The sequence below is a fragment of the Glutamicibacter sp. GQ173 genome (genome assembly GCF_059759215.1).
In genome coordinates this window covers 606,251-623,166 of record NZ_JCAXDT010000001.1, presented here as the reverse complement: position 1 = coordinate 623,166, position 16,916 = coordinate 606,251, and the positions used below count along the sequence as shown (strand labels likewise).

The 16,916-nt window shown below is 57.3% G+C and carries 19 protein-coding genes; 15 read left to right on the top strand and 4 right to left on the bottom strand.

What is annotated here, in order from left to right:
• Positions 1-22 precede the first annotated feature (22 nt).
• From AC6CHO_RS02960 to proC, 3 genes are read left to right on the top strand one after another with little or no spacing between them, the layout of a single operon-like run.
• The gene (locus tag AC6CHO_RS02960; protein ID WP_498213596.1) at positions 23-1,042 is read left to right on the top strand and encodes a Ppx/GppA family phosphatase; all 1,020 of its coding nucleotides are present in this window, start codon (positions 23-25) and stop codon (positions 1,040-1,042) included.
• Positions 1,043-1,101: 59 nt separating this feature from the next.
• Positions 1,102-1,926, top strand: coding sequence for a sugar phosphate isomerase/epimerase family protein (locus AC6CHO_RS02955; RefSeq protein WP_498213594.1), 825 nt, complete (start codon positions 1,102-1,104; stop codon positions 1,924-1,926).
• 4 nt (positions 1,927-1,930) lie between these two features.
• The gene (proC, locus tag AC6CHO_RS02950; RefSeq protein ID WP_498213592.1) at positions 1,931-2,773 is read left to right on the top strand and encodes a pyrroline-5-carboxylate reductase; all 843 of its coding nucleotides are present in this window, start codon (positions 1,931-1,933) and stop codon (positions 2,771-2,773) included.
• Between the two features lie 84 nt (positions 2,774-2,857).
• Here proC and AC6CHO_RS02945 read toward each other — a convergent pair whose 3' ends face one another.
• Both AC6CHO_RS02945 and AC6CHO_RS02940 read right to left on the bottom strand, forming a co-directional pair.
• Positions 2,858-3,514 (bottom strand): potassium channel family protein, encoded by a 657-nt coding sequence (locus tag AC6CHO_RS02945; RefSeq protein ID WP_060703454.1) that lies wholly within the window; start codon positions 3,512-3,514, stop codon positions 2,858-2,860.
• 7 nt (positions 3,515-3,521) lie between these two features.
• Complete coding sequence (locus AC6CHO_RS02940) at positions 3,522-4,955, bottom strand: TrkH family potassium uptake protein (protein ID WP_498213590.1); 1,434 nt, start codon at positions 4,953-4,955, stop codon at positions 3,522-3,524.
• 207 nt (positions 4,956-5,162) lie between these two features.
• On the opposite strand from AC6CHO_RS02940, the gene AC6CHO_RS02935 reads away from it, so the two are divergent.
• The 5 genes from AC6CHO_RS02935 (at position 5,163) to AC6CHO_RS02915 (ending at position 9,113) form a co-directional block, all read left to right on the top strand.
• Positions 5,163-6,332, top strand: coding sequence for an acetoin utilization protein AcuC (locus AC6CHO_RS02935; RefSeq protein WP_498213789.1), 1,170 nt, complete (start codon positions 5,163-5,165; stop codon positions 6,330-6,332).
• A gap of 94 nt (positions 6,333-6,426) precedes the next feature.
• Positions 6,427-6,864 carry an ArsR/SmtB family transcription factor gene (locus AC6CHO_RS02930; RefSeq protein WP_498213588.1) on the top strand — a complete coding sequence of 146 codons (438 nt, stop codon included), beginning with the start codon at positions 6,427-6,429 and terminating at the stop codon, positions 6,862-6,864.
• Positions 6,865-7,052: 188 nt separating this feature from the next.
• Positions 7,053-8,396, top strand: coding sequence for an NADP-specific glutamate dehydrogenase (gdhA, locus tag AC6CHO_RS02925; protein WP_498213586.1), 1,344 nt, complete (start codon positions 7,053-7,055; stop codon positions 8,394-8,396).
• 254 nt (positions 8,397-8,650) lie between these two features.
• Positions 8,651-8,875, top strand: a complete 225-nt coding sequence (locus AC6CHO_RS02920) for a helix-turn-helix domain-containing protein (protein WP_022874253.1) — start codon at positions 8,651-8,653, stop codon at positions 8,873-8,875.
• 139 nt (positions 8,876-9,014) lie between these two features.
• Complete coding sequence (locus tag AC6CHO_RS02915; protein WP_005504750.1) at positions 9,015-9,113, top strand: 30S ribosomal protein bS22; 99 nt, start codon at positions 9,015-9,017, stop codon at positions 9,111-9,113.
• Positions 9,114-9,213: 100 nt separating this feature from the next.
• Here AC6CHO_RS02915 and AC6CHO_RS02910 read toward each other — a convergent pair whose 3' ends face one another.
• A complete protein-coding gene (locus AC6CHO_RS02910) occupies positions 9,214-10,020 on the bottom strand; it encodes an HAD family hydrolase (RefSeq protein WP_498213583.1) in 807 nt (268 codons plus the stop codon).
• A 62-nt stretch (positions 10,021-10,082) separates the two neighbouring features.
• Between AC6CHO_RS02910 and AC6CHO_RS02905 the strand changes: the two genes are divergently transcribed.
• A complete protein-coding gene (locus tag AC6CHO_RS02905; RefSeq protein ID WP_498213581.1) occupies positions 10,083-10,328 on the top strand; it encodes a glutaredoxin family protein in 246 nt (81 codons plus the stop codon).
• A gap of 66 nt (positions 10,329-10,394) precedes the next feature.
• Positions 10,395-11,030, top strand: coding sequence for a redox-sensing transcriptional repressor Rex (locus AC6CHO_RS02900; RefSeq protein ID WP_498213579.1), 636 nt, complete (start codon positions 10,395-10,397; stop codon positions 11,028-11,030).
• A 91-nt stretch (positions 11,031-11,121) separates the two neighbouring features.
• Here AC6CHO_RS02900 and AC6CHO_RS02895 read toward each other — a convergent pair whose 3' ends face one another.
• Entirely contained in the window at positions 11,122-11,880 is a 759-nt protein-coding gene (locus tag AC6CHO_RS02895; protein WP_444662543.1) for a hypothetical protein, read from the bottom strand.
• A 176-nt stretch (positions 11,881-12,056) separates the two neighbouring features.
• Here AC6CHO_RS02895 and AC6CHO_RS02890 point away from each other — a divergent pair, with 176 nt between their 5' ends.
• The 5 genes from AC6CHO_RS02890 to ccsB are packed head-to-tail and all read left to right on the top strand — an operon-like array spanning position 12,057 to position 16,796.
• Positions 12,057-12,719 (top strand): histidine phosphatase family protein, encoded by a 663-nt coding sequence (locus AC6CHO_RS02890; protein ID WP_498213577.1) that lies wholly within the window; start codon positions 12,057-12,059, stop codon positions 12,717-12,719.
• 4 nt (positions 12,720-12,723) lie between these two features.
• Positions 12,724-13,347, top strand: coding sequence for a TlpA family protein disulfide reductase (locus AC6CHO_RS02885; RefSeq protein ID WP_498213576.1), 624 nt, complete (start codon positions 12,724-12,726; stop codon positions 13,345-13,347).
• 8 nt (positions 13,348-13,355) lie between these two features.
• Complete coding sequence (locus AC6CHO_RS02880) at positions 13,356-14,111, top strand: cytochrome c biogenesis CcdA family protein (RefSeq protein WP_257745372.1); 756 nt, start codon at positions 13,356-13,358, stop codon at positions 14,109-14,111.
• A complete protein-coding gene (resB, locus tag AC6CHO_RS02875) occupies positions 14,111-15,739 on the top strand; it encodes a cytochrome c biogenesis protein ResB (RefSeq protein WP_498213573.1) in 1,629 nt (542 codons plus the stop codon). The genes AC6CHO_RS02880 and resB overlap by 1 nt, the downstream gene beginning before the upstream one ends.
• On the top strand, positions 15,732-16,796 hold the full coding sequence (gene ccsB, locus AC6CHO_RS02870) for a c-type cytochrome biogenesis protein CcsB (RefSeq protein WP_498213571.1): 1,065 nt from the start codon (positions 15,732-15,734) through the stop codon (positions 16,794-16,796). The genes resB and ccsB overlap by 8 nt, the downstream gene beginning before the upstream one ends.
• The last annotated feature ends 120 nt before the right edge of the window (positions 16,797-16,916 follow it).

Below are 16,916 nucleotides of genomic sequence, written 5' to 3'. Positions count from 1 at the left end.
ACGGCCAAACGAGGAGCGCACCATGAGACTAGGTGTACTGGATATCGGTTCGAATACCGTTCACCTTTTGCTCGTCGATGCTTACCCGGGAGCCCGACCGGTTCCCTATGCATCGCACAAGCGTCCACTGTCCTTGGTGCGCTACCTCAACGAATACGGTGCCATCACTGAAGAGGGCCAGCAGGAACTGATTTCGTTCATCAATGAGGCGGTCAAGTTCGCCGGCAGCCATCAGGTAGAAGACTTCATGGCGTTCTGCACCTCGGCGATCCGCGAATCTTCCAATGGCTCCAGCGTCCTGGACCGGGTGAAAACCGAGACTGGCGTGAGCTTGATGGAACTAACCGGCGAAGAAGAAGCCGGCATGACCTTTTACTCGGTGCGCCGCTGGTTCGGCTGGTCTTCGGAGTCCATCCTCAACCTCGATATGGGTGGCGGTTCCCTGGAACTGGCATGGGGCACCGACGAGTTTCCGCAGACGGCCTATTCGGTCCCGCTGGGTGCTGGCCGCCTGACGCGTGAGTGGCTGCCCAACGACCTGCCTTCCATCAAGGAAGTGAAGGAGTTGCGCACCTACGTCCGCGACGTGCTCAGCGACCCGGCGACAGAACTTCGCCAATACGGCAAGCCGACCTTGGCCACGGCCACATCCAAGACGTTCCGTTCGCTGGCACGCATCACCGGTGCGGCACCGAGCGATGAAGGACCCTACGTCAAGCGAGTTTTGAACCGGGAAGCACTCAAGCTGTGGACCAATCGCCTGACGGCCATGAGCTGGGCCGAACGTGCAGAATTGCCGGGTGTCTCCGAGATTCGTGCCCCGCAGCTGTTGGCTGGGGCAATTGTCGCCCACGAGGCGATGAGCGCGCTGAAATTGAAATCTGTGCGGATCTGTCCCTGGGCAATTCGTGAAGGTTTGATGTTGCGACGTTTTGATCACGTGATGTTTGACTCCGCGACACCGCTCAGTAGTAGCGTTGGTGTAGGAGAAGTAGCGCTGGCTCATGAAAAACATCAATTTCTCGCTGAGCCTAGCAACTAGACTTTCTCGGTGATACAGGTGTTCCTCTGCACGAGGGCCACGGTAACAGGAGGCAGGGCATGGAAGACCAGAAGAGTTCTTATAAGGTGCCAGTCACCTTGTCCAGCGCGTCAGTTTATCCGCTGAGCGTTCATGATGCCTTCGCAATGGCCAAAGACGTGGGATACGACGGCATCGAAGTATTGGTTACCGGAAATGCCGCTAGCCAGTCGGCCAGCGCACTAAAAGAACTAATGGACAAGTACCAATTGCCCATCTTGGCCATCCACGCCCCGACGTTGCTGCTCACGCAGCAGGTGTGGGGTTCAGCATGGGCGAAAATTGAGCGCTCGGTGATCCTGGCCCAAGCTGTGGGAGCGAGCGTAGTTGTTGCTCATCCGCCCTTCAGATGGCAAGGCGCCTATGCCGAAAATTTCGGCGAGGGAGTACAGCGGCTCATTGATACCACCGGCATGAAAATTGCCGTTGAAAATATGTATCCCTGGCGAGCTCGCGGTCGCGAGGCTAAAATGTACCTTCCGCATTGGAACCCCGTCCCGCAGCATTATCAACACGTCACCTGGGACTTCTCCCACGCCGCCATCGCAAACATGGATTCGCGGCAAGCAGTGGAAGATCTTGGGCAAAGGCTGTCGCACGTACACCTTTGCGATGGGCTGGACAACGGAAAAGATGAGCATCTGGTCCCCGGCCTTGGCACCCAGCGGGTGGCGGAATCCCTGCAATATTTGCGAGATGTCGCGTGGGAAGGAACCTTGGCTGTGGAAGTGTCCACACGCAAAGCCAAGAACGCTGGCCAAAAAGAAGAATGGCTGGGAAAGACCCTTGAGTTTGCCCGCGAGCACTTATCTGCGAGCAACGACCGCAACCCAATGAAACAATGAACTTATGAGCGAAGCAACAAAAAACCTGACCCTGTCCTTCCTCGGCGCTGGCTCGATGAACGGTGCCATCCTGCGAGGCATCATCGCTTCGGGCCATGACCCCAAGCTGATTACCGCCACTGTGCGCAGCGACCAGCGCGCGCCAGAACTTCGCGCACTTGGAATCAACGTCTTAGTCAGCGAACAAGACGCGGAGGCCAATGCCAAGGCCGCCGCCGACACGGATGTCATTTTCCTTGGCGTGAAGCCAGTGGGCATCACCGACCTGTGCGAAGAGATCTCGGGAGCATTGACCCCGGACAAGGTTGTCGTTTCCGTCGCCGCCGCAATCACGCTGGAAAGCATGCAGGCGCACCTGCCAGCTAATCAGCCGGTCATCCGCTCCATGCCCAATACTCCATTGATGGTCGGTGCCGGCGTTGTCGGCTTGAGCCCGGCACTGAGCGTCAGCGAAGAACAGACCCGCCTGGTGACCGAGCTGCTGTCGGGATCCGGCGACGTGCATGTCATTGATGAAGCGCAGCAGAACGCCCTGTCGGCGATCTCCGGTTCGGGCCCAGCCTATGCCTTCTACCTGGCCGAGGCCATGGCCAATGCCGGAGTGGCTATGGGGCTGGACGAAAAGCTCTCCATCGACCTGGCGCGTGCCACCGTCGCAGGCGCCGGAAAGATGCTTTCAGACCCGCAGGCCATCCCGGGAGAGTTGCGCAAGGCCGTTACCAGCCCCAAGGGCACCACAGAGCAGGCCATCAAGACCTTTGACGAGCAGGGCATTCCGAAGATCATCGCCGCTGGTACGCAGGCCGCAGCGGCCCGTGCAGCACAGCTCAGCGAAGAACTCGGCTAGGCGCCAGCAGCAACACCAATAAATAAATCGTGGTCGGCACCTATCAATGATGGGTGCCGACCACGAGCGTTTTCAGTACAGAAACTATGGCCGAGCGGCGAAACGTTCAAGAAGATCCACATGGCCCGAGACGATTAGCACGTCTCTGCGCGTCACGATGGTATCGGGGACTGCATAGGTGAAGTCCTCACCTGGCGATTTCACGCCAACGATGGTCACGCCATACTTTGAGCGCACCTGCGACTGGGCAAGGGTAAAGCCCTGGGTTTCCTTAGGCGGATACATTTTGACGATGGCAAAGCCATCATCGAATTCGATGAAGTCCAGCATTCGTCCGCCCACAAGGTGCGCGGCACGGACACCGGCGTCAGCCTCTGGGTAGATTACGTGGTTGGCTCCAATACGGGTCAAGATCTTGCCGTGTGAAGGAGTAATTGCCTTGACCCACAAGTGTTCAATGCCGAGGTCCACCAAATTCACCGTGATCAGCACGGAGGATTCGATGGACGTGCCAACACCAACGACGGCAGAAGAAAATTCCTGGGCGCCGAGTTGGCGCAAAGCGTCAATGTTCGTGGCGTCGGCGGCCACCACGTGCGTCAAAGTGCTGGCCCACTGCTGAACCAATTCGGGACTGCGTTCGATCGCCAAGACTTCTCGGCCCTGCTTGACCAGTGTCTCGGCAACGGACGCACCGAAACGGCCCAGGCCAATTACGAGGACTGGGGCATTGTGGTCCATATTCTTGTCAGCCAATGAGCGGCCTTTCTTCCGGAAGCTTGAATAGTGAATTGCGGTGGCGCATGGTCAGTGCGCTGGCCAGGGTGATGCTGCCGATACGTCCGGCAAACATCAAAACACTGAGGACGTATTTTCCTGCTGGCGGCATTTCTTGGGAAACACCGGTACTCAAACCGACAGTAGCGAAAGCCGAAATCGATTCAAAAAGGGCCCGGGAAAAACCAACGGACTCGTCGATGGTGACCAGGGCACCAGTTGCCACCATCACCAGGGAACCACCCATGGCAACCACGGAGATTGCCACGCGCATGGTGCCCTGCGGGATCTGGCGGCCAAAGGCCCTCACCTCGGTATCGCCTCGGACCTCGGCCATAATTGCCAAGAACATCACGGCGATGGTTGTGACCTTGATGCCGCCTGCCGTGGAAGCGGAACCGCCACCGGCAAACATCAAGGCATCGGTCAATAGCACCGTGACTTGATGGATGTCGTTCTGATCAACCAGGTTGAATCCGCCCGAACGTGTCATGGTCGAAGCAAATAAAGCGTGTATGACCTTGTCGCTCACGGACATCTCGCCAAGAGTCCGAGGGTTGGACCACTCAAAGATAAGCCATAGGAACGCACCAGCGAAGAGCAGGATTGTGGTGACCAACAAGGTCAGCTTGGTATGCAGATTCCACTTTTTGATATTGAACTTGTGAGCCAGCAGGACCATGATCACAGGGAAGCCCAGGGATCCGGCAAAAACTCCGCCCATCAGCGGGGTTAAGATCCACAGGTCGGTCTCGTAGGGAACCAGTCCATCGGAGTGCGGAGTGAAGCCAGCGTTATTAAAGGCTGAAACCGCATAGAAGATGCCATGCCAAATCGACGAAAGGACGCTTTCGCCCAAAATGTAGAAACGCGGAATCAAGAACAGCGCGATAAGTCCCTGCAGGCTAATGGCGGTCAAGATGACAATGCGCAGCAGTGAGCTGACCTCGCCCAGCGCTGAGGCGCCGGAACTGTCCATGGACTTTTGAGCCATGAGTTTTGCCCTGACGCCCAGCTTGCGCGACACCGCGAGGGACATGATTGATGCCAACGTCAGGATGCCCAAGCCGCCCATGAAGGCGGCAATGAGCATGATCAGCTGGCCCAGGAAAGACCAATGCACGGCGGTGGAGACCGTAGTCAGGCCAGTGACGCAGACTGCTGAAACAGCGGTAAACAGCGCATCATGCAGCGGTGTGGCCTCTCCAGCCGACGAGGAAAAAGGCGCAGCCAGCAGCGAGGTGAAGACGGTGATGGCCAGGACGAAGACGCCGAGGGTCAAGCGTGCGGGGGAGCGCACGGTGAAGTCGGCAATCGACATGCGGAACATTAGCCATCTTTTGCGATGCTGTTCGCGCAGTTCAGCTGCCCGGGACCGAGGGCCCAGATCACTGGCAGTGCTCATCTGTAACTCGCTGTTTCTTAGGGACAGGTGGATAACGAGAGTGGAAGTTGAAGTCCTTCTAGTAATTTACGCGTTTCCTGCGCTAAACGCTTGCCTTGCGGGCCTAAAGAATGGCGGGGTCGCCCAAAGCGCCATATATTCATGAGTTGGATCACCATCGGGTAGCCTGAAAAAGTGTTAGATCCGCAACAGGCCCCTCGGCCAACCATGGTCATGTGGGATGAACAGTACCTGAAGTACAAATTCAGCGACTGGCATCCCATGCACCCGCTCAGGCTCGAACTGACCTATCGGCTCAGCGAAGAGCTCCAGGTGCTGGACGCAGACAACGTTAAGATTCATGCGCCCGAGATTGCCGGCGATACGGTGATCCGCACGGTTCACGACCAGGGATACATTGATCAGGTCCGGCGCGTAAGCGACGACCCATCGCTGATAGCCGAAGAATTCGGGCTAGGCACCGAAGATGATCCGGTCTTTGCCGGAATGCACGATGCCGCTGCGCGCATCGTCGGCGGATCCGTTATCGCGGCCCAAGCGATCATGGACCAGGACACGGTGCGTGCGGTGAATTTCGCTGGAGGCATGCACCATGCCTCCAAGAACAAGGCGAGCGGATTCTGCATTTACAACGACGCGGCAGCCGCGATCCAGCGAATGCTTGATCAAGGCGCGCAGCGAGTGGCCTACATCGATGTCGATGCCCACCACGGCGACGGCACAGAATCCATCTTTTGGGATGATGAACGGGTCCTGACAATTTCGTTGCACGAGTCAGGGCTGTCCCTATTCCCTGGCACTGGGTTCGCCAATGACATTGGTGGTGAGCAAGCCCAGGGCAGCGCCGTGAATGTGGCTTTGCCTGCAATGACCGGGGATTCAGGTTGGATGCGCGCCTTCCACGCAATCGTTCCGCAGCTGATACATGCCTTCAAGCCAGAAATCATTGTGTCCCAGCATGGGTGTGACGCCCATCGAGATGATGACATGACCAACTTGAAGCTTTCGGTTGACGCGCAGCGCCAAGCGGCCTTGGATATTGCGCAGCTTGCAGACGATGTCTGCGAGGGGCGCTGGCTGGCGACCGGCGGCGGTGGATATAACATCACTGCTGTGGTGCCAAGAACCTGGACCCATTTGACCGCCATCGTTGCCGGCAAGCCGGTTCCGCTGCGCACGTATGTGCCTGAGATATTCCGCAGGCACGTTCTTGAACGCTACGGGCGCGCGGTGCCCTATCTCATGGGTGACGACGCGCAGTTGTGGTGGAGAAACTGGGAAGTCGGATACGACCCTGCTGACCCCGTGGACCGCACGATTATTGCGACGCGCAAGGAAATCTTCCCGCTCTATGGTCTCGATCCGTGGTTTGACTAGCCAGGATGACTTGGTCGCAAGCATTCGATCCTGGAATTTCGTAGCGGAATGGATGGCCAAATCAATGACCATTTGATCATATGCCGTTAGGGTTATGTATGTGGCAATTGATGAAGTTTTTTCGGCGTTGGCAGAGCCAACCCGTCGCAAGATAATTGAAGCGCTCAAAAATGAGCCAAAAGCCGTGGGCGCGCTGGTCACCGAGCTGGAGATTTCCCAGCCAACGGTGTCCAAGCACCTGAAGGTATTGCGCGAGGCGCAGCTGGTCAGCATGGCCGCTGCTGGCCAACGTCGTATCTACAGTATTGATACTTCTGCGCTGGAGGACTTAGTGCATTGGTGCGCCGACTTGGTGCCCGTTCCTGAAGCCGAAGAGCAGCTGGTTGGCAATCAAGCGAATTCGCAGCTTGCGACTGCAGCGAATCCAACAGCTCAGCAGATTGGCCGCAGCGTCGGGCGCGGATTGGAACAAGTCACCGGTCGAGCCCAGGAATTCCTGGAACGGCTCCCTCGTTTTGGGCGCCGTCGCTAGCTGATCCTTCTAACTGTTCTGGCGCTGCCGGCAGCGTGGCAAGTGATTCACGTTACGGCCATGTTTCCGATTTATAACCGAGGATTTTTCCTCACGGTGCTCAGCGTGGGATTCTCATGAACGGGGCAGTGACGCCATGTGTGAGGTACCTCAGGCGCTTGTTCCTGTCCCAAGATGAGGAGAGAAACTTGGACAAGCACTTAGCTTCGATTCGCGACGAAGTCTTCCGACGCAATCCCGGTGAAGCAGAATTCCACCAGGCCGTCACGGAAGTATTTGAAAGCCTTGAAGCGGTTTCGCTCAAGCACCCTGAATACGCCGAGGCCGCCATTCTGCAGCGCTTGTGCGAACCCGAGCGACAGATTATTTTCCGTGTGCCTTGGGTTGACGACCAGAACCGAGTTCAGATCAACCGCGGCTTCCGAGTTGAATTCAACTCCGCGCTGGGCCCATACAAGGGCGGTCTGCGTTTCCACCCTTCGGTCTACCTGGGCATCGTCAAGTTCCTTGGCTTTGAACAGATTTTCAAGAACTCCCTGACCGGCATGCCAATCGGCGGCGGCAAGGGCGGTTCGGACTTCGACCCACGCGGCAAGTCCGATGGCGAAGTCATGCGCTTCTGCCAGTCCTTCATGACTGAGCTGTACCGCCACATCGGCGAATACACCGACGTGCCTGCCGGTGACATTGGCGTGGGCGGCCGAGAGATCGGCTACCTCTTCGGCCAGTACAAGCGCATCACCAACCGCTACGAATCAGGGGTCTTGACCGGCAAGGGACTGAGCTGGGGCGGATCATTGGTTCGTCCAGAAGCCACCGGCTATGGAGCTGTAATCTTCACCGAAGAGATGCTCAAGACTCGCGGGCAGTCCTTCGACGGCCAGCGCGTGGTCGTTTCGGGCTCGGGCAATGTTGCCATCCATGCCATCGAGAAGGCCCAGGACCTCGGCGCCACAGTTGTCACCGCATCAGATTCTGCCGGCTTCATCCTTGATGAAGGCGGCATTGATCTTGAACTGCTGCGCCAGATCAAGGAAGTCGAGCGAGGACGTATTTCTGAATACGCGCAGCGTCGCGGCACCAGCAACGTCACGTACGTTGCTGGAGGCAGCGTATGGGACGTAGCGGGCACCGTGGCGTTGCCATGCGCCACCCAGAACGAGCTCGGCGAAGCAGCGGCCAAGAAGATGGTCGCCGCTGGCACCATCGCCGTTGCAGAAGGCGCGAACATGCCGACCACGGCCGAAGCCACCGCCATCTTCCAGGGTGCCGGCGTGCTCTTTGGCCCAGGCAAGGCCGCCAACGCCGGTGGCGTGGCCACCTCCGCGTTGGAGATGCAGCAGAATGCCAGCCGTGATTCGTGGAGCTTCGAACACACCGAACGCCGACTCAGCGAAATCATGGTCGGTATTCACGACAGCTGTGCCGCCACCGCCGATGAATACGGAATTCCCGGCAATTACGTAGCTGGCGCAAACATCGCCGGATTCGTGAAGGTTGCCGATGCCATGCTTGCGCAGGGTGTGATCTAAGAAAACGGTTTGTTGCGATCCGCACGGCATACCTCGTTGAGCTGGGACTTGCCGTGCGGATTGTCTCGTTTAGGCAACAAAATTTTGATTCTGAAGAGTCCTGAAGTGTTTCGTGATGCAAAAGTTACTAAAGTGCGATTAGACTAGGACAAAGCGAACGTGAACCAGATCGCCGATGTTGATCCAAAGTCGTGTAAGTTCACCTTCGCTAGTAACGCGACGAAATAGAGATCAGCGTCAGGAGAATATCCCGCATGACGGATAAACAGAATTTTGCAGGAGCCCGTTTCATGACGGTGGCCGAAGTGGCTGACATGATGCGCGTTTCCAAAATGACGGTTTATCGGCTGATTCACGCAGGCGATCTGCCTGCCGTTCAGTTCGGCCGCTCCTATCGCGTTCCAGAGAACGCTGTGGAATCCTACCTCAGTGCTGCGGCTATTGATCCGCAGCACGGTACCGGTTCTTACGGTCGATAGTCCGCGCGATGGTCAGAGCATGGCCGAAAAGCGGGTAATCTATTAAGGAACGTTTAACGTCCGGTCAACCTTGTCTTTTTGCTTGCTTGCAAGCAGATGCTTTAGGTTGACGCATTTAATTAGTTTGTGAGGAACCACTATGGGCTCTGTTATCAAGAAGCGCCGCAAGCGTATGTCCAAGAAGAAGCACCGTAAATTGCTTCGTAAGACTCGCCACCAGCGTCGCAATAAGAAGTAAATCTACTTCGAGCATTTTGCCGCTAGGCAATCATCGCCACCGATTCGCAGGTCACCTGCAAACGGTGGCGATTGCTTTATCCAAAAGGTTCCAAGGCCCGCTACGAGCCGGAACGACGCAGAATTGAGCGCCTTGCAGCCCACAAGGCACCGAGCACGCCAGCGGCGCGCAGACCGAACTTCGCCGCCCGCTGACCGGTGCGGAAGTCATAGACCTGCCAGCCGCGACGCTTGGCATAGGCGCGCAACCGGGCATCGGGATTGATGCAGACGGGATGCCCTACAGCTTCCAGCAGTGGCACGTCGTTATAGGAATCCGAGTACGCCCAAGAACGCGACAGCGAGATGCCACGCGCCTTGGCCAGGGACCTGACAGCCTGCGCCTTTTCGGCCGCATGCAAGATCGGGCTGGCCAGAGCTCCGGTATACAAACCATCGCGGCTCTCCACGACAGTGCCCAATGCGCCGGAAAGTTCGAGGCGATCTGCAATGACATTCGCCACTTCCAGGGGAGTAGCGGTGACCAGCCAAACTTCACGGCCGACGCGCAAATGCTGGCGGGCAATCGCCACCGTGCCCGACCACAACTTCGGCTCGATGTATTCGTCATAAATCTCGTTGCCGATTTGTTCAATCTCGGCCACGGGGATGCCGCGAACCATCATCAGCGCTCGGTCACGAATCTGATGGATGTCTCCCAGATGCTCGCCGCGTGCGGCGAAGCGCAATTGCTTCAACGCGAACCAGAGGATCTCACGAAGCTGGAAGAAGCGATGCTCACGGAGCTTGCGGGCCAGCAAATACAGCGAGGCACCACGAACCAAGGTGTTATCCACATCAAAAAATGCGGCAACAGTTCCAGGAACTTGGGCTTCGGTGCGAGCGGAGGCGTTATCGGTGGAAGGCATTTGATCCAGTTTATTTCATCGTAAAGTTCAAGCGCGGTTACGGCTCGTGAGATTATAGTCAGGTGAGTACATTGCATCAGATTCAGCTGTTGGTTCGTAAAGACTGCCATCTTTGCCACGCGGCACGAGCAACAGTTGCTGAGGTAACGAGCCGCTTGAACATGGAATTTTCTGAACTTGACATTGACGAGCACCCAGAACTTCTGTCCAGGCACCACGAGGAAGTACCGGTGCTATTTATCGATGGGCAGGTCAAAGACTTCTGGACTATCGACCCGCAACGGCTAGAGCGTCTGCTCAGCAACTAGCCGCGGTGGCAAAGCTGACTACGCATTGTGCTCGATTAGCCCATTGGAAAGTGCAGGAGTACAAAGATGTCTGAGCTTGAAGCTCGTGTCCTGCCTGAAGCCACATTGGCGCGACTCACACAGTATTTACGGGCACTGAATGCGCTGGAAGCCCAAGGGCTGGAACGAACCAGCTCCGGGGTGCTGGCCAAGGAAGCGGGCGTGAACCCCTCGATCCTGCGCAAAGACCTTTCCTGGCTTGGATCCTACGGAACTCGTGGCGTCGGCTACGTCGTACGCGAGCTGGCAGAGCACATCAGCAGGACCCTTGGGCTGAACCAGGACTGGAAAGTCGCCATTGTCGGCGCCGGTAACCTTGGCCGGGCCTTGAGCGGGTATGCAGGATTCACTTCGCGAGGTTTCAACGTCAAGGCCATTTTTGATGTTGATCCTGCACTCATTGGCGAGCCAGTCGGTGAGCTGCGGGTGGAATCCATTAGCGACCTTGCCTCAGTCATAGACCGTGAAGAAATCAACATCGTCGTTCTCGCAGTGCCCGGCGACGCTGCCCAAGACCTGGTCTATGCGCTTGCTGAATTATCTGTGCGCTCGGTACTTTCATTTGCGCCGAAGCCATTAAAAGTTCCAGCCGGCATGAACCTGCGCAGGGTCGACCTTTCTACGGAACTCCAGATTTTGGCCTACTTGGCGGTCCAAGGCTAGGACCGCGGCGGTACGCAAAAAGCGGTGCCATTTCGTCAAAGCTGACGAAATGGCACCGCTTGCTGCTTAACGGCTCGGGCTGAGCTTCCGTTTACCGGTAGCCTGCTCGACGCGCCATGCGGCGCTGCGCGATGTATTCCGATGAAGGACGCAACCACGCGAAGACCACGCCAGCGATGCCGAGGAGGATGCCGATAATGTACACGGCGTTCAAGGCCCCGGCCTGGCTATCGGCAAACATGCTGATCATTGGCACGGACGTGAACAGGCCCAACAAGGACAAGGCTGCCAAGATGGTGGCGATGATGCGCATGGCGCCAACACCACGGCCAACAAAGAATCCGACGAGGAAGTACAAAATCACCGAAATGACCGCACCCACCAGGGCAAAGCTGGTCATCATGGTGTTGGCCTGGGAAATGAACGCTTCTGGGCTGCTCATCATCTGCTGCAAGGTGGGATCCTGGGCCATCTCAGGAGTCGACTGCATCTGGGTCTGCAATTCTTGCTCAACCATCGACCACTGGGAAGAAACCATGTTGCCAAACATGTTGGAGGTGGAAATCATCCAGCTGGAAATTGCCCCGACGATGCCTGAGAGCAGAATTAGCAGGAATGAAATCTGCAGGGTCTTCGGCCGCTCAGCTGGTGGCTGCACGGCGGCATAGCCGCCCTGGTCCGGGTATTGGTTGAAACCAGGTGCCACGGGGGACTGGCCGTAGGGGTTCTGCCCGTACTGCGGCTGCGGCTGCGTGTAGGGGTTTTCGCCATATGGGTTCGGATTCGGGCTCTGAGCCCCAGATTCCGGGTTGTATGGTTGGCCCGGTTGATTCGGATCGTAGTTGCTCATGGTTCATCGTCCTTTGGTTCGTCTTGCCTTTATACCCAAGCCTAGTGGGACAACTTTGTGAGCGAGCCCTCCGAAAGGATGGTTTTTCCATATGGGAATCCCATGCATGCGCTGTGAATAGTTGACGGTGGACACAATATGTCTATTTCGAACTGAATTTTTGAGACACTGGAAGCATGCCTTTATCGACCGTCCATTTGTTGCGCCACGGGGAAGTTTTCAACCCTGACCGTATTCTCTACGGACGGATCCCCGGTTTCGGGCTTTCGGATCTCGGTTTCAAGATGGCTGATGCTGCTGGCGAATTCTTCGCGCAGCGCCAAGCCGACGGGGCCAATGTGGTCCGGCTTGTAGCCTCTCCGCTGATCCGTGCGCAGCAGACCGCTGCACCGACAAGCCGTGCCCTGGACCTTCCGATTCATACTGAAGATCGTGTCATCGAAGCGGGCAATAAGCTCCAGGGCCTGTCCAAGGTCGCAGACCACCTCCGCCAGCCGAAGTACTGGCCGCTGCTGGTCAACCCGCTGAAGCCTTCATGGGGCGAGCCTTATGCGGAGCAGGTGCAGCGCATGCGCGAAGCCATGGATGACCACCGTCGGGCGGCTGTTGCCGAACACGGCGAAGGCGCCGAAGTCATTATCGTCAGCCACCAGCTGCCTATCTGGGTAACCCGCCGCGAAGCTGAGAAGAAGCCCCTGTGGCATGACCCTCGCCAGCGGGAATGCACCCTGGCATCCATCACCAGCTTTGATTTTGAAGGGGACGAATTAGTCTCCGTGCGATACACCGAACCATGCCCCGAGCTGTTGGCCGGTGCCGCAAATATCCCGGGAGCCTAAGGAAATGACTGATCCTGTGCCTAATCCTCGCAATCTGAGCCGTCGCACGATGTTGCGTTCGCTGATGGTAGCTGCCGCCATTGTTCCCTTGGCGGCTTGCAGCGGCAAGGAGGATTCCTTGACCGCCCAAGCCAATAGCGGTGATGGGAAAAACTACATCGCTGGCGACGGAGCCGTACAGGAATACGAAGTTTCCCAACGCAGCGAACCCGTGGAAATCAAGTCAAAGACCTACCACGGCACCGACGTTGATTTCAGCCAGTGGCAGGGCAAGCCAGTGGTGATGAACTTCTGGTACGCCGCCTGCGCACCATGCCGCATCGAGGCACCAGACTTGAAAAAGCTCGCCAATAACTTTGGCGACAAGGTTGAATTCATCGGTGTTAACGTTCGCGACGAAGCAGAAGCCGCGAAGGCGTTCGAGCGTACCTTTGACCTGCCGTACGAATCCATTCAGGACACCAACGGCGACGTGCAGCTGGCGATGACCAAGTATGTGCCGCTTCAGGCCGTGCCCTCGACTCTGGTGCTCGATCGCAAGGGACGCGTCCGCGCCCGAGTTATCGGCGCCGTCGACCCGAGCACCTTGAAGTCGCTGATTGACACCGCCTTGACCGAAGAGCTGTGATCCAGGCGGTGACCTCAAACCCATTTGCTGACATCGTCCTGGACGGGTCTTTACTGCTTGCCGCGCCCGTGGCCATGTTGGCGGGATTGGTTTCCTTCCTCTCTCCCTGTGTTCTGCCGTTGGTTCCCGGTTACCTTGGGTACGTCACCGGCTTGACCGGCGCAGATCTGAAAGATCATCGCCGTGGACGAGTAATTCTGGGCATCTTGCTCTTTGTCCTGGGGTTCTCTGTTGTCTTCATTGCCGCTGGGGTTCTCTTCAGCCAAGCAACCGCGTGGCTGAGGTTCAACGGTTCATGGGTCACCCAAGCTTTGGGAATTGTCGTTGTTTTCATGGGCATCGTCTTCATGGGCGGATTCTCCTGGATGCAGCGTGATCGAAAGATCCACAAGAAACCACCTGCCGGTTTATGGGGCGCCCCTGTCCTTGGCCTGACCTTTGGCTTGGGTTGGGCTCCGTGCATCGGGCCAACCCTGAGCGCCGTGTTGATCATGTCCACCGGTTCCGATGCCAACGTCGCCCGGGGGACTCTGCTCACGGTGTTTTATTGCCTCGGGCTGGGCTTGCCCTTCATCCTTATTGCGCTGGGACTGCAGCGCGGAATGCAGGCCTTGGCGTTTTTCCGGAAGCACCAGGTTTTCATCATGCGTTTTGGCGGCGCTCTGCTCATTGCCCTGGGCCTGGTCATGGTGACCGGGCTATGGGGAACATGGGTTTCAGAACTGCAAAACTGGTTTGCCAATGAAGTGAGGTTGCCAATTTAATGGCGAAACAACAACGGAAACTCAAAGGGTCCCAGGACGCTCCGGCGCTGGGATTTGTAGGGTCCATGCGCTGGATCTGGACTCAGCTGACGTCCATGTCGACGGCACTATTCTTGCTGTTGCTGCTGGCCGTCGCCGCAGTGCCAGGCTCGATTTTCCCTCAGCGCGCATCCAATCCAGAGACGGTTGTGCAGTATCTGGACCAGCATCCAGTGGCCGGTCCATGGCTTGACCGCTTCCAGATGTTCGAGGTGTATTCCTCCGTCTGGTTCTCTGCCATCTACATCCTGTTGTTCGTTTCCCTGGTTGGCTGCATCATTCCGCGTGTGAAGAAGCACGCCCAGGCATTGCGCACGCCTCCACCGCGCACCCCGGCCCGGCTAGATCGCCTGCCGCAGTACGCGTCGCATGAAATTCTGGAAGGCGAATCGGACACCCCCGATGAGGACCAGGTCATTGATGACTCGTTCAAGATTCTGAAGAAACGCGGTTACCGCGTGGAACGGCGCAATGATGCCGGCGTCCGTTCGGTCTCGGCAGAACGCGGGTACACTCGCGAAATTGGCAACCTGCTCTTCCACATCTCCTTGATCGGGGTCCTTGTATCTGCGGCAATTGGCGGGGCCTTCGGCTACACCGGACAGCGCGTGCTGGTTGAGGGGGAGACCTTCGTCAACTCGCTGGTCGCCTATGATTCGTTCACTCCGGGCACGACTTTCAACGCGGATAAACTGCCTGGATATTCCGTCAAGCTCGAGAAATTCGACATTGTTTTTGACCGTGAATCCGAGTCGCACTTCGGGCAGCCGCTGGACTTCACCGCACACGTCCAGGTGCGCAAGGATGCCCAGTCAGATCCGGTCAAGCAGGATCTGAAGGTGAACCACCCACTGCGCATCAATGGCGCAGATGTCTATCTGGTCGGCAACGGCTACGCCCCGGTGATCACCGTGCGCGATAGCAAGGGCAACGTCGCCTACTCGGGCCCGGCAGTATCGGTCCCGCAGGACTCGGTCTACACCTCGATGTTCGTTCTGAAGGTTCCTGACGCGGTCCCGGATCAGCTGGGTTTCCAGGGATTCTTGCTTCCTACCGCATTGGTTGATGAAAATGGATTCGGCATTTCAGGTGACCCCAATGCCATCAACCCGCAGCTGCACTTGAATTCCTTCTACGGGAATTTGGGGCTGGATAACGGTAATCCGCAGAACGTTTTTGTTCTGGACACCGAGAAGATGAAGGCGCTCAATAGCCGCGAGCTTGACGCCGGCGGCATCATCCTCGAAGCCGGACAGACCTACCAGCTGCCCGACGGCAAGGGAAGCATCAGCTTTGATGACCTCAAGCGCTATGTTGCACTGGACGTGAACTACGATCCGGGAAAGCTTCCCATCGGCATCTTCGCGGCCTTGGCACTGCTCGGCTTGGGTGTTTCATTGTTCACTCCTCGTCGCCGAGTCTGGATCAAGCTGAAGCATCAGGATGGCAAGCGTAGTATCGAATACGCATTGTTGGCTCGTGGCGAAGATCCGCGACTGGAACGCGAAGCGGCAGAACTACAGAAGATCTTTGACAAGGCTTGGCCACTGGCAAGCCAGGAGCAAAACCAAGGAGCAGTAAATGGGTAACGCTGGGGCATTAGCACCAATTAATGAATCGCTCGGTGAATACAGCCAGTTGTTCATGCTGCTGGCAGCCATGGTCTATGGGGTTGTCTTCATCATCTTCGCCCTCGACTTGGCGAAGACCAACAAGTCCATTACGGAAATGGATTCCGCGGCCCTCAAGCGCGATGCAGAGATGCTGGTTGGCGCCAGCGGCGCTGTCTCCGGAACCGGACGTAAGCGCCGCGGCGCGAGCGAGCGTGCGGACAACATCAGCGACGATATTGTCACCGACAAGATGAACTACACCGAGTTCTCGTCCAAGCGCCCAATGGCCCGCATGGCTGTGGTGCTGATGTGGCTGGCAGTTGCACTGCACGGCTTCGCCGTGGTCTCCCGTGCACTAGCGGCCCACCGCGTGCCGTGGGGCAACATGTATGAGTTCCTGACCACCGGCGCCTTCGTTGTGGCCCTGGTGTACCTGGTAGTGCTGATCATCAAGGATCTTCGCTTCATGGGTTCATTCATCTCTGGCCTGGTCACCCTGATGCTGTGCGCAGCTACCATCGGATTCCCGACTCCGGTTGGCCACCTGGTTCCAGCGCTGCAGTCGCCATGGATCGTCATCCACGTGTCCATCGCCGTTTTGGCTTCCTCGCTCTTCGCCATCAGCTTTGCCATGAACGTGCTTCAGCTTTTGCAGCACTCCCGCATGAACCGCTTGGCAAACGGCCAGAGCGACAAGCTTCCTTTCATGCGCGTTGTCCCAGGTGCTGGCGCCTTGGAAAACTTCGCTTACCGCATCAACACCATTGCATTCGTGATGTGGACCTTCACCGTGATGGCCGGCGCTATCTGGGCTGAAGCTGCCTGGGGACGCTACTGGGGCTGGGATCCAAAGGAAGTTTGGTCCTTCGTGATCTGGGTTGTGTATGCAGGCTACCTGCACGCGCGTGCTACCGGTGGTTGGACAGGTCCACGTTCGGCATGGTTGTCCATTGTCGGGTTCCTGTGCGTGGTCTTCAACTTCACTATTGTGAATATCTTCTTTGATGGACTGCACTCCTACGCTGGTGTCTAAGGCCTAGAAAACTTCTACAAGCAGGAAGCGATACCCCTGATGGGGTATCGCTTCCTGCGTTTAACCGGATGGCTCGGACGCGCTAGGGCGCTACCGGAATTCCTGCAGCGCGTGGCTACT

Coding starts and splice junctions, on each gene's coding strand:
- AC6CHO_RS02960 (WP_498213596.1), top strand. CDS start 23: ATGAGACTAGGTGTACTGGATATCGGTTCGAATACCGTTCACCTTTTG.
- AC6CHO_RS02955 (WP_498213594.1), top strand. CDS start 1,102: ATGGAAGACCAGAAGAGTTCTTATAAGGTGCCAGTCACCTTGTCCAGC.
- proC (WP_498213592.1), top strand. CDS start 1,931: ATGAGCGAAGCAACAAAAAACCTGACCCTGTCCTTCCTCGGCGCTGGC.
- AC6CHO_RS02945 (WP_060703454.1), bottom strand. CDS start 3,514: ATGGACCACAATGCCCCAGTCCTCGTAATTGGCCTGGGCCGTTTCGGT.
- AC6CHO_RS02940 (WP_498213590.1), bottom strand. CDS start 4,955: ATGAGCACTGCCAGTGATCTGGGCCCTCGGTCCCGGGCAGCTGAACTG.
- AC6CHO_RS02935 (WP_498213789.1), top strand. CDS start 5,163: ATGGTCATGTGGGATGAACAGTACCTGAAGTACAAATTCAGCGACTGG.
- AC6CHO_RS02930 (WP_498213588.1), top strand. CDS start 6,427: ATGTATGTGGCAATTGATGAAGTTTTTTCGGCGTTGGCAGAGCCAACC.
- AC6CHO_RS02920 (WP_022874253.1), top strand. CDS start 8,651: ATGACGGATAAACAGAATTTTGCAGGAGCCCGTTTCATGACGGTGGCC.
- AC6CHO_RS02915 (WP_005504750.1), top strand. CDS start 9,015: ATGGGCTCTGTTATCAAGAAGCGCCGCAAGCGTATGTCCAAGAAGAAG.
- AC6CHO_RS02910 (WP_498213583.1), bottom strand. CDS start 10,020: ATGCCTTCCACCGATAACGCCTCCGCTCGCACCGAAGCCCAAGTTCCT.
- AC6CHO_RS02900 (WP_498213579.1), top strand. CDS start 10,395: ATGTCTGAGCTTGAAGCTCGTGTCCTGCCTGAAGCCACATTGGCGCGA.
- AC6CHO_RS02895 (WP_444662543.1), bottom strand. CDS start 11,880: ATGAGCAACTACGATCCGAATCAACCGGGCCAACCATACAACCCGGAA.
- AC6CHO_RS02890 (WP_498213577.1), top strand. CDS start 12,057: ATGCCTTTATCGACCGTCCATTTGTTGCGCCACGGGGAAGTTTTCAAC.
- AC6CHO_RS02885 (WP_498213576.1), top strand. CDS start 12,724: ATGACTGATCCTGTGCCTAATCCTCGCAATCTGAGCCGTCGCACGATG.
- resB (WP_498213573.1), top strand. CDS start 14,111: ATGGCGAAACAACAACGGAAACTCAAAGGGTCCCAGGACGCTCCGGCG.
- ccsB (WP_498213571.1), top strand. CDS start 15,732: ATGGGTAACGCTGGGGCATTAGCACCAATTAATGAATCGCTCGGTGAA.